The following is an 11,722-nucleotide window of genomic DNA, read 5'->3' on the forward strand; positions in this document are numbered from 1 at the left end:
CATGTTCGTAACGCTCATCGGCAAAGACCAGTTCAGCAAGGACAAGCGGATTGAAAAATTCCTGTCCGAGACTCTTGGCGACCGGATTTCAGATCCGATGGCTAAGCAGGTGCTATACGCCACCGACACAAACATCGCTTCCATCTCCGATGTCATCATCGAAGCGTGCGATTCCGTGTCGATGTTCTCGCCTGAACAGGTCATCGTCGTACGCAAGGCCGAAGCTCTCAAGACCGACGACATGAAGGCTCTTGCCAAGTGGCTCCCCCACGCAGCAAGCGGCAAGTTGCTCTTCGATTTTGAAACACTTCTCGCCTCCAGCGAGCTCTACAAAGCTCTCGCAAAGGTTGGCAAGGTCGAAAAGTTCGACGTTCCGAAACAATACGAAATGGCCGAATGGATTTCAGCCGTCGTCCCGACGCACTTCAACAAAGCGATTGAGCCTACGGCATCGCAGTACCTCGCCGAAGCGCTCGGCAACGACACCAAGCTCGTGAGCGAAGAAGTCGAGAAAATCATCCTCTACGCTCCGGACTGCAAAAAGATTACGCTCGACCTCGTGAAAACGATGGTCGTCTCCCAGCGCGATATCCCGACCTACGAGATTGAAGGATTCTTTGGCATGCAGAATGCCAAGGCATACGTCCAGAAGCTAAACGAGCTCTTGAACAGCGGCGTCGACGCCATCCGCATTTCGAACACGCTGTACAACTACGCGCTCTCGCTTTTGAACTACGGCTCGCTTACCGCAAAGGGCGTCTCGCCCGAAGAAGCCGCTAAAAAAATCGGCAAGAACTACTACATGTTCGTGAAAAAAGGCCAAGCCGCCGAATGCTGCCGCCGTTGGCGTAAGCCGCTCCTCGTGCGTGTGTTGCGCCGCCTCGCCGACCTCAATTACGAAATCAAGAGTGGCAAGTGCCCGACCCGCATGAGCCAGGAACTCGCCCTCGCCGCGCTCGTCGTGCGATAATTAGAATACAGAACGTCTCTCGCGACTACAGACGAGAGACGAAAGAAAAAGCCCTGGCAGAGCCAGGGTTTTCGCATTTACTAATTACTGATTCCAGTCGTCGTGAGAGTTTTCCGGAACAGGAGCATCCGGAGTTTCACCCGTCACCACCGGAGATGTCATAATCTTGTCATCAACCGGCTTGAGTTCCGGAGCTGCGCCATTAATTTCCTCAGACTTTTCAGAAATATCGACGTTACCGATGTAGTTACGGATAATACGCGGCGTCACAAAAATCACAAGGTCCTTCTTCGTGATGGACTTGCGGCTATACTTGAAGAGGTTACCCAAGAGCGGAATGTCCTTGAGGAACGGGATACCGCTTTCGCTTTCGGTATTTTCGTTACGGGTAAGACCACCAATCACGACCGTTTCACCGTCAGCCACAACCACCTTGGTCTTTGCTTCCTGGGTCGAAATCACGACTTCGCCCTTTTCGTCATAGCCATAAGAGTTGTTTTCCGGATGGAGGTCGAGCAAGATGCGGTTGTCGCCAGAAACATGCGGAGTCACCGTGAGCTTGATACCCGTTTCCACCATCTTGGTCGAAGATTCACCGCTATCGTCAATCACGCGGATGGAGACCTTGTCACCCATGAACACCTGAGCTTCGGTATTGTCAAGCGTAGAAACCTGCGGAGAAGCAAGCACTTCCGTAGAAGCGTCACCCATCAAGTTCGAAATGGCAATCTGGAGGTTGTTGTCGAGGAGGCTTGCCGTAATGGCGGTATTAGCCTTGCCCACTGCCGGAGACGTTCCGTTCGGGAAGGACTGAATGACGCCGCTGATTCGGCTAGAGCCAGCCGTTGCACCCGTTGCTGCGGCAGCAGTACCCGGCGTAAGCGTAGAAGAACCCAAAGCAGCAGTCCAGTCCACACCGAGTTCACGAGCGAGTTCGCTGTTCACGACCACGAGCTTTGCCGTAATCATAATCTGGAGCGTTTCAACGTCAAGTTCGACAAGCGCATTGCCCATCTGCTCAATCTTGCTTTCTGTATCGTAAACAATGATGGAGTTCGTGCGTTCCACGACAGAAATCTTGCCGCGGTTTGACTTCATGCTTTCGAGCACCTTGACGAGTTCATCAGCCTTGGCATGATGTACCTGGAAGTTCTTACGAACAAGAGGAGCATTCTGTTCAGCCTGATTTTCTTCATCGGCAAGCTTTTTCTGCTTGGCCTGGTAAGTGCTCAAGCGCTGGATGGAAATGTACTTGTCCTGAATTACCCACGTGAGGTCATTCATGTTACAAATAATATCCAAAGTTTCTTGCCATGTCTTCTTGGTCACACGCAAGCTGATCTTGCCCTTGACATCAGGAGCAATCAAAATGTCCACGCCTGCAATCACCGACACAGAGCGGAAAATGGCTTCGTAGTCCATATTGACGAAGTTAAAGTCATATAGCTTCTTATTCGGAGCAACCGAGCCTTCGGCAGGTGCAGCCCACGCGGTAGCAAAGCTTGCCACCATGATAAGAATCGTCAGAATTTTAGTCAGCTTTTTCACTTTTGACCCCCAAATTTATCGGGAAGACCCATAGAGTAGCGACGGCTCACCCCGAATTCCTGAATCAAGAAGAGCACATCAGTTTGTGTAATTTTAAGAACTTTTCCGTTCATGATCTTATCGCCTTCTTTAATCGTATAAGACACGCCCGAATTTTTGGAGTCAACAAGGATAGCCACCGGCTCCTCGGATTCCCAAATAATACCCACCAGTTCCACCTGGTCAATATTAATCCCTTCTTCAACAAGTCCCTTGATCTCGACAAACGGATCACGGCGACCGAAGGAACTGTAAGTCACACGATCTTCATAAAGTTCGTCAAGAGCGCTTCCACCAGGTCTCATGCCCTGCGTCAGCATATCACCGCGTTCCTGGTCCACCTTCTTGAGGCGTTCCATCTGCACAGCAGAAAGTTCATCGGTAAAGCTCACGGCACGGCGATTCACATAACCAATCTTGTTTCCAATCTGCACCTTGCGATAGAGACCAGTCAAGTCCATATTCACGAGACGGTCCCCAAAGACCACACGCTGCATGACTGGAGCCTTATCGCTCGGAGATGCATAGAATTCCGTTTCATCGGCGACGACAATCAGTTCGCGCAGAACCGGACGCAAGTGGAATGTCTGCGTGCTAGCCACCACCTTCTTGCTATCCTTTTCGTAAGACTTGACGAAATCCGAGAATTCCGGAACTGCATCCGGAGACTTCATCCAGTCGCGGACATAAATGCCATTCGGACGGGCGCTCCAGAAAACAAAACCATCGCGGCGGATAGCATTTTCGGAAGTCTGCAAGATCAAGGCACCTTCCTGCACCAAGATGGCGGGCTTAGCCCCGGCAGAGAGCTGGATGTTGAGGCCATCCATATCCCAGAACACGGACTTCACGAGGGAACCGGCGCCCACCTTAAACACAGGAGAACGTTCCGGACCATCAATCGAAAGCTTTATCACGAAGGAGCCATTCGGCAAAGAGACCTTGTTGATGTTCAACGAAGTATTGGCCACCAGACGGAACTGTTCCATTCCAGAACCGATAATGACCGTCATTTCCTTAAGTCCCGGAAGCAATGCGGATGCACCCGGAGCAGAAGCAGCCTGAGCGATATTATCGCGTGCAGCCTTTTCAGCGGCCTTGCGTTCAAGGAGAGCCTGTTTTTCAGCAGCCTTGCGTTCAGCGGCCAGGCGCTTTTCTTCTTCGCGAGCGGCCTTACGGTCGAGAGCGGCTTGCTTTTCTGCCGCCTTGCGATCAAGTGCAGCCTGCTTTTCGGCGGCCTTGCGTTCAGCAGCCATACGCTTTTCTTCTTCGCGGGCAGCCTTTTCGGCAGCGGCCTTCTTGCTTGCAAACAGCTTCGAAAGCGTCCAGGAGTTGCCATTCTTGCCCGAGAACTTCAAAAGGAAACGAGACTTGTCAAGTGCAATCGCATTCTTGTCCGAAGCAATGGATGCACCCACAGGCATGCGAATCATCAAGAAGTTCATGCCGCGGTAGAGCTCCTTTGACACATTCATGGAACGCACATACGGCGAAGACTGGTCGACATCAAAATTGCCGACGCCAAGAGCAAAGTCAGATTCGGAGAATCCAACCGTCAATGTTTTGGAAGCGTTATCGTACTTCTGGAAGAATGTCGGCAAATTCTTGTCAGAGGCAAACTGGAATACCATCTGGCAATTCTTTGAGCAATCAAAGCGGACATCCTTAATCAGTGCCGCCTGCAAAGCAACGGCACTAGACAAAAGCATAAGAAGGAACTTGCATTTCATTATTTGCCAACCTTCTTGGATGTATAAGTGGTCAAGTTGAAGTTCACCGACATGGTAATCGGGGTCCAACCATGAGTTTCAGCTTTCTGCACTTCAGCGGCGATGCCGGAATAGCGGGAAAGTTTCAAGTTCGTAATTGCAGTCGGGTAATTGAAGTTTGCAATTTCAGCAAACAGGTAACCGAGCATGTGGTAACCGGAATTGACCGCAATGGAATAACGGTTCTCGATGTAGTGTTCCCTTTCGGAACGACCTTCCGGATTGAACTTCTGGATTTGCACGCCGGAGCTACGGAGCACAGAATAAAGGTCCTGCAAGCGCAGCGGCACCTTTTCTTCTTCCGGGAACATTTCCTTCAACTTCTGGAAATCCTTTTCGGCCTGAACCAGCTGCATCTCGAGTTCTGCCACACGGTGTTTCTTGGAATTGATTTTGTCAAGTTCCTTCTGGGCAGAAACACGCTGGCTTTCAAGAGACTCATATTCAATCTGGAACGGGTCCCAGATATATGTATAAACAGAATACAAAGCCAAACAGATAACAACAATCGTTACTATACAGTATAGGTTCTTCTTGTCTTTAAAGTCAATATTCAAGTTGCCCATATCACCCCTCCTCTCCAAGGTCTTTCTTGAGTTCGACCTTGAGTGTAAAGCTATAGGCCTCATCGCCATCAACCTTCGTCGTAGAGATGGACACTAGCGAGACTTTCTGTACGCTGACCTGCTTTTCAAGCTTGACCATGTACTCCGCCACTTCGGAAAAGTCAAACGTAGTCCCCTTCATTTCAAGGTTGAATTCGCTTACTTGCGAAACGCTCAAGAGCCACATGTTCGGAGGCAAGACCGAGGAAATGTTCTCGAACAGCACCACCCAGCGCTTCTTGCTAATCTGGATAGACTTGAGCGCATTGATCTTAGTATTGATAATGGACTGGTTCTTTTCGAGTTCGCTAATCTTCTTGAGCAACGGGCGTTCGCGTTCTACTGCGGCACGCACGGACTGGAGTTCGGCTTCCTTGCTGGAAAGTTCCTGCAACGTGTAAGCATAAGTGAACAACGCTACAAAAATTGCAAGAATCAAAAAGACTGTCGGCCAAACCACACGGCGGTCCGTAAGCCAAGTCAAATCCTTTTGCTGCTTGCGGTGTTCGCCCGGCAAAAGGTTGATCGTAATCGCAAGCGCCTTGTTGACGCCTTTATTCTTCTTCGTAGCCATTAGAACTTCCTCATTGCAAGTCCCAAAGCCGGGGCGTAAATGTTAGAGAGGGCGATAGACATGCCATCCTTATCGACCACGCTTGAGTCGCATTCCACAGAGCGGAACGGGTTCACCGTAGCAGTTTCAATTCCAGTCTTTTCGGCGATATATTCCAAAAGGCCCGGAACTGCGGCACCACCGCCACCTATCAAAATTCTTTCAAGCGGTCGGGAATCTTCCGCAGAAGAATGATAGCGGATACCAAATGTAATCTGGGACATCAGTTCTTCGAAAGCAACCTTCATAGCGTCTTCAAGAACGGAAATAGCCACATTGTCAATCACCTTCAAGTCGTTCTTTTCGAACATCTCATGACATTTTTCGGCAGAAATATCAAGGCTTGAAGACAACTTATTAATAATGACATTCAGCGAACCGCCATTCATGGATCGCACAGAGTGGAAGGCGCCGTCCTGGATAAAGCCGACGCTCATCTTGTTGTCACCAATATTAAAGATGGCGGTTGTCTTCTTGCGTTCTTCATCTGATGCAGTCATGACAAAGGAATTCAGGAGACCAAAGATATCGACATCCAGCGCTGAAAGTCTAACGCCCTTGCGGGTAAAGAACTGCGCCCAGGAATCAAGCATGGAGCTCTTTGCAGCGACCACGTTAACCTTGACCTCGTCCCCTTCACGAGAAACAACCTCGTAGTCCAGAACGTTGTCCTGGTCATCAAACGGCGGACGGGACTGAGCAGTCTGAACAATAATTGCGGCTTCGTTTCCGTTTTTCGGAACCTTGATCGAGAGGCGGTCCACAAGGACACCACCTTCGCCAGCACCACAGTTTACCGATGCCACGACATCCACATTTTCATCAATCGGGTGACGAAGCAAAAGCTTCGAGAATGCCTCGCCCAACTTGTCGAAGCCGTCCTTCTCCTTCTTCGCACCTTTTTCGGTAGATAAATCGTCGGTATCACGTCTCTGGATAAGACCATTGATGATGGAGCCTGCAGGTACAGGTTCCAAATCCACTTCACGCACAATTCTCTTACCGTTAGCATCATGATAGACCTTAACGTACTTGATGCTGTAGTGGCCAACATCTATGCCAACAGTTTCGCGCTCTCCACGAATTCTAGCAATCAATCCTAAAGCCAAAATAAAACTCCGATAGGTAACAATACTATGTAAATTTTACTTTCATAAACAGCGAATGTCAAGCGAAAAATCAGTTCTAAATCATTTAAATCTAAGTTGTTTCGCTATTTACGCCATTTAACTCCGTTTTTTTCGACTTAGCTTTACGGGTTGACTCAAAAATGTACTGGAGGACACGTTCCTGAGTCCACGCATACGCCCCCGTAAATACGGCTGAAATGGAATTGTACAACGGGAAGTTCGGGTTTCGGTGTCCCAGATTATTCAAAACCTTGACATCCACATTCTGCACACCAAACGTCGGAAGTTCAAAAGAAATGGAGAACTGCTGGTCCGGCTTCACATCGTCAGCAAGACCAAGCAAAATACCACCAGCAGAAAGGTCATAAAGGACGCCCGAGTGCGTATCACCGTTCGGGAACGTCGCCGTCACGGGGAAATCAACGACCTGACGGACCCACTTACGCAACTGCTCCTTATCAAGACTGGCGCTGTGGGTGAATACTACTTTATCTGGAGTGGCGGCAAGTACATTCAAATGGATTGAATAAACAGCATCGTTCATGCGAGTCCAACGAACAAGCGCATGAGATCCGACAAGAGCCTTGGCTAGCGAAGGCGAGCCATCTATCTTTACACTCCACACCTTTTCTGTACGTTCATAAATCGGGATTCGCTTAAACGACTGGCCGTTTTCGAATTCCAAGTCCACCTTATCCCCTATATTGAACTGCCTAGTCGAGCAGACCATGGACAAGGGATTCGAGCCAGTAAAGTCCATCTTGCGTCTCAAGCCCGCAATCGCTTCAAGCGTCTCATCGCGGACAGAGAATACATTGCGGATGCGATAATATTCCGAGACCGCAGCTTCAAAAAGTCCCGAGGAATTCAGCACGGCGTCCATGTTTTCGAACTTGGACGAACGCACCAAATCACCTAGAGTTTCTACTTCCTTGGGCGTAAAATCAAACGCCTTGATTTTCTCGTTGAAGGCATCTGTACCAAACATCACGTCTGTTTCGCGACGTTTGTACATGAGCTGCACTTCTATCAGAACGACAGCCAAGAATATCAGCACAATAACCAAAATCTGAAGTGATGGATGATCCGTAAAGAACATCCATACATCTAGGATATCGCGACCAACTTCTTGAAACCAACTAATCATCGCAATCCACTAAACTACAACTGGGTAAAGACACCGTTGATGTAGGTTGCAAGAATCGACGACGGAAGAACCTTCCCCGTGAGCGGAGAATTGCAGACATGGCCTGCAAAGTCGCTTTCGAGAACCTTGTGCGTCTTTTCCGGAGCAAGCACCACCACGCTTTCGCCAGCGGATTCGGCACCAGCCAAACGAGCAGGAGCAGTCGAAAGGAGTTCGATAGCACGAGCTTCGCCAACACTTGCCACAAGTTTGTTCCAAATAGCAGGGAGTGCGACTTCCAAGGAAAGTGCGCCCGGCACAGAATCTTCGAAGTTCACGACCGTATCCTGACGGAGCACCGGCGTGTGGTTCACGCTAATCGCATTGACCGTTCCATCGACAATGCCCTGCCACAAGGCTTCGCGGTCTGCAGCCGAGCGGATCGGCGGGAGGATGTGGTATGCGGAGTCAAGCGTTTCGAGGCAGGAATCGTCCAAGAGCAAGTGGTACAAGTTCACATCGCAAGTGACATCGATACCGTTCTTGCGGGCGTTGCGGACAAGTTCAAGAGTTTCACCGCAAGTGACCTGTTTGAAGTGAACTGGCACCTGGAGGAAGCGAGCCGTTTCAAGAACCGTGTAGGCGGCAATCGTCTCGGCAATGCGCGGAATGCCCTTCATGCCAAGCATGTCGGAGTAAGCGCCTTCGTGAACGCAACCGCTGTGGCGGAGCGTCTTGTCCATCGGCTGGAAGAAGAAGCGCTTGCCCGTCATCTTGCCGTATTCCATAGCCAAGCGGAGGAAACGGGAGTGCGGGATTACGCCGTTACCGTCGCCAAAACCAGCGACACCGGCTTCGGCAAGTTCGACCATTTCGGCCAAGCTATCCGTACCAAAGCCCTTGCTGTAAGCGCCGAGGAACTTGATATCGAAAGCATCTTCGCCGCGTTCTTCGGACTTGAAGCGGTTCACCATCGCAGTGTACTTGTCGGCATCGTCAATCGGGTTTGCGGCACTTTCGTAAAGGCCACCATAGAAACCGCCCTTGCGCATGGCATCAAAGCCATCGGCAAACGTATAGACATCGTCACGGAGCGGTTCCATAAAGTCAAGGCCAAGGCCAAAAAGGGCCGGCATCACAAGCGCGCCGTTGCAGTCAAATTCAACCGTTTCGGACGTTTCGCAAGCGTTCAGGCGAACTTCGTTCTGAAGTTCAAAAGACTTGCCGTTCCAGAACTTTGCATTTTTCAGAACGACATTCACAAGACGACCTTTACAAGGTTTACGCATTTTCATTGTTGCGACCTCCAGCCAAAAGGAAGAGAACGGCCATACGGACGGCGACACCGTTGGTCACCTGATCAAGAATTACAGAATGTTCGCCATCGGCGATGTCGGAATCGAGTTCCACGCCGCGGTTGATTGGACCTGGGTGCATGATGATGACCTTGTCCTTAGCGCATTCGAGGAGTTCTTCTGTGATACCAAACGTATTGCGGTATTCGCGCATGCTCGGGAGGAGAGCGTCATCCATGCGTTCTTTCTGCAAGCGGAGAGCAATGATGGCATCGGCGTTTGCAACAGCCTTCTTCACGTCCGGTTCCCACGTCACGTGGTTCATGAGGTCCGTATTGCGCGGTACAAGCGTCGAAGGTCCGCAGAGCGTCACATGAGCGCCCATCGTGGACATGCCCCAGAGGTTACTGCGGGCCACGCGGCTGTGGCGAATATCGCCAATGATCGTGACGTTCTTGCCTTCGAGCGTTCCTAGCTTTTCTTCGATCGTCAGCATGTCGAGGAGAGCCTGCGTCGGGTGTTCGTGCGCACCGTCGCCAGCATTCACGATAATGGCATTGCTGTTGTCCGCAAGGAACTTCGGCACGCCCGTCCCCTTGTGACGGACGACCACGATGTCAATCTTCATGGCTTCGATGTTCCTAAGCGTATCGACGAGCGTTTCGCCCTTCTTGACGCTGGAATTCGAGCTTGCGAAGTTCACCGTATCGGCGGAGAGGCGCTTTTCGGCAAGTTCAAAGCTGGTGCGCGTACGGGTGCTGTTCTCAAAGAACAAGTTCACGACCGTCATGCCCCGGAGGCTCGGCACTTTCTTGACCGGACGTTCGAGAATTTCGCGGAACTGTTTTGCATGGTCCAGAATCAGACGGATATCATGCTTGGACACTCCACGAAGTCCAAACAGGTGTTTAATTTCCAAAGCGCTCACTTTACGCCTCCACTTCTACGAGATAAACGGAATTTTCTTTATCAATAGGTTCTATCGCCACGCGGACTTCCTGGTTCCTAGCGGTTTCGACCGTAAGGCCTGCGCAATCCGGCGCAATCGGAAGTTCACGATGCCCGCGGTCCACGAGCACGCAAAGGCGGATAGCCGCCGGACGACCAAGGTCCAAGATGGAACGCATAGCAGCCAAAGCCGAACGACCCGTGTAGAGCACGTCATCCACGAGGATGACCGTCTTGCCTTCCACAGAAGCAGGCATTTCGGTAAAGCGCATTTCAGTCGCCACCTTCTTGCGGTAGTGGAAGTCGTCACGGTAGTACGTGGCATCGAGGCTACCCATTTCGATAGGCTTGCCAAATTTCTGAGAAAGACGCTCGGTGAGCTTTTTTGCCAGCGGAATACCACGGCTAGCCATGCCGAGCACAATCATGTTGTCGGCGGACGGATGCATCTTCGCAATCTTCGCCGCCATTTCGTCCAGCGCAAATTCCATCGTCTGCGCCGTAAGAAGCTCGCTTACTTTTTTGCAGTTATCGTTCATATAGGTATCAGGTCGGTCGCTTCGCGCCCTCTGAGGTAAGAGGTCACTCGCGCCGCTCGTTTTGAGGTATTTTTTCAGTAGAAGTTAGATTATTTTAAGGGCTTTTTTCTTTTGAAACTCATAAAATACACCTTTTTTTTATATATATAAGCAAAACAATGCGTTACGTTGAGAAGCCGCAAGAACCTTTTTGCCCATAGCCCAAAGCGTAGCGCTCCCATACCCCATATCTACAGGAGCCCCAAATGGCATTTAATCAGTTAGACAAACCGCAGGCAGGCGAAACCATCGCCATCATGAAAACCAACCATGGTACCATGAAACTCCGCCTTTTTGAAGAAATCGTCGGCGAATGCGCCACAAACTTCATTGAACTTGCAAAGCAGGGCAAGTACGACGGCGCTCCGTTCCACCGCATCATCAATGACTTTATGATCCAGGGTGGTGATTTCACTAATAGAAACGGCACCGGTGGCCACGCTGCCAAGGGTCCGGGTTCTACCATCGGCGACAAGTACGATCCCCGCCTCACCCACATGCGCGGCGCTCTCAGCTGGGCAAAGACATCCATGCCGCACAGCATCGGCAGCCAGTTCTTCATCGTTCACGGCAACAGAGTCCACTTCCTCGACCACGCAGAATGCGGTCCTGGCCCGGCTGACGGTTACTCCGTATTCGGTCAGCTCTACGAAGGTTTCGAAGTGCTCGACGAAATCGCCAGTGTCGCTACCGACCGTATGGATCGCCCGTTCGAAGACGTGATCATTGAATCTGTCACGATCGAAAAGGCTGTTTAGACGAAAGACGAAAGACGAAAGATATTTTTTTGACTTGTGCGAAGCACCATTAATCCTCTTTCGTCTTTAGTCTATAGGCTCGCAGAGCCGTTCTTTCGTCTACCAGTAATTTTTTTTTCAAAAAAATTACTGGTAACCCTTGACACGTACATCTATTCATTCTATATTTGTGCGCGTCCTCGGGGTTATAGCTCAGTTGGTAGAGCGCCTGCATGGCATGCAGGAGGTCAGGAGTTCGACTCTCCTTAGCTCCACTAAAAAGACTCGCTAAAAAGCGGGTCTTTTCTTTTTTACAACATTTTATTTATCCTGTTTACAAAATAAACAACACCCACGATAATTA

Annotated in this window: 11 protein-coding genes and 1 tRNA gene; 3 read left to right on the top strand and 9 right to left on the bottom strand. The window is 50.4% G+C overall.

Going from position 1 to position 11,722, the window contains the following annotated elements; genetic code table 11:
• The first annotated feature begins 1 nt into the window (after position 1).
• Positions 2 to 970, top strand: coding sequence for a DNA polymerase III subunit delta (holA, locus tag FSU_RS03125; RefSeq protein ID WP_012820089.1), 969 nt, complete (start codon positions 2 to 4; stop codon positions 968 to 970).
• Between the two features lie 84 nt (positions 971 to 1,054).
• Here the strand turns inward: holA and pilQ are convergent, their stop codons facing one another.
• The 9 genes from pilQ to pyrR all read right to left on the bottom strand — a co-directional run bounded on the left by pilQ (position 1,055) and on the right by pyrR (position 10,582).
• Complete coding sequence (gene pilQ, locus FSU_RS03130) at positions 1,055 to 2,518, bottom strand: type IV pilus secretin PilQ (protein WP_012820090.1); 1,464 nt, start codon at positions 2,516 to 2,518, stop codon at positions 1,055 to 1,057.
• Positions 2,515 to 4,287, bottom strand: a complete 1,773-nt coding sequence (locus FSU_RS03135; protein WP_012820091.1) for a hypothetical protein — start codon at positions 4,285 to 4,287, stop codon at positions 2,515 to 2,517. Before FSU_RS03135 ends, pilQ begins: the two co-directional genes overlap by 4 nt.
• On the bottom strand, positions 4,287 to 4,892 hold the full coding sequence (locus tag FSU_RS03140; RefSeq protein ID WP_012820092.1) for a type IV pilus inner membrane component PilO: 606 nt from the start codon (positions 4,890 to 4,892) through the stop codon (positions 4,287 to 4,289). The genes FSU_RS03135 and FSU_RS03140 overlap by 1 nt, the downstream gene beginning before the upstream one ends.
• 1 nt (position 4,893) lies before the next feature.
• A complete protein-coding gene (locus tag FSU_RS03145; RefSeq protein ID WP_012820093.1) occupies positions 4,894 to 5,505 on the bottom strand; it encodes a PilN domain-containing protein in 612 nt (203 codons plus the stop codon).
• A complete protein-coding gene (gene pilM / locus FSU_RS03150; protein ID WP_012820094.1) occupies positions 5,505 to 6,653 on the bottom strand; it encodes a pilus assembly protein PilM in 1,149 nt (382 codons plus the stop codon). The genes FSU_RS03145 and pilM overlap by 1 nt, the downstream gene beginning before the upstream one ends.
• 91 nt (positions 6,654 to 6,744) lie before the next feature.
• The gene (locus FSU_RS03155; protein ID WP_012820095.1) at positions 6,745 to 7,821 is read right to left on the bottom strand and encodes a PilZ domain-containing protein; all 1,077 of its coding nucleotides are present in this window, start codon (positions 7,819 to 7,821) and stop codon (positions 6,745 to 6,747) included.
• Between the two features lie 14 nt (positions 7,822 to 7,835).
• Complete coding sequence (locus tag FSU_RS03160) at positions 7,836 to 9,095, bottom strand: amidohydrolase family protein (RefSeq protein ID WP_012820096.1); 1,260 nt, start codon at positions 9,093 to 9,095, stop codon at positions 7,836 to 7,838.
• On the bottom strand, positions 9,082 to 10,023 hold the full coding sequence (locus tag FSU_RS03165; RefSeq protein WP_012820097.1) for an aspartate carbamoyltransferase catalytic subunit: 942 nt from the start codon (positions 10,021 to 10,023) through the stop codon (positions 9,082 to 9,084). Before FSU_RS03165 ends, FSU_RS03160 begins: the two co-directional genes overlap by 14 nt.
• Position 10,024: 1 nt before the next feature.
• On the bottom strand, positions 10,025 to 10,582 hold the full coding sequence (gene pyrR / locus FSU_RS03170; protein ID WP_012820098.1) for a bifunctional pyr operon transcriptional regulator/uracil phosphoribosyltransferase PyrR: 558 nt from the start codon (positions 10,580 to 10,582) through the stop codon (positions 10,025 to 10,027).
• Positions 10,583 to 10,827: 245 nt separating this feature from the next.
• Here pyrR and FSU_RS03175 point away from each other — a divergent pair, with 245 nt between their 5' ends.
• Together FSU_RS03175 and FSU_RS03180 are read left to right on the top strand one after the other, a co-directional pair.
• The gene (locus FSU_RS03175; protein WP_012820099.1) at positions 10,828 to 11,379 is read left to right on the top strand and encodes a peptidylprolyl isomerase; all 552 of its coding nucleotides are present in this window, start codon (positions 10,828 to 10,830) and stop codon (positions 11,377 to 11,379) included.
• A gap of 181 nt (positions 11,380 to 11,560) precedes the next feature.
• Positions 11,561 to 11,633, top strand: a tRNA-Ala gene (locus FSU_RS03180).
• The last annotated feature ends 89 nt before the right edge of the window (positions 11,634 to 11,722 follow it).

The organism is Fibrobacter succinogenes subsp. succinogenes S85, assembly GCF_000146505.1.
GTDB lineage: Bacteria > Fibrobacterota > Fibrobacteria > Fibrobacterales > Fibrobacteraceae > Fibrobacter > Fibrobacter succinogenes.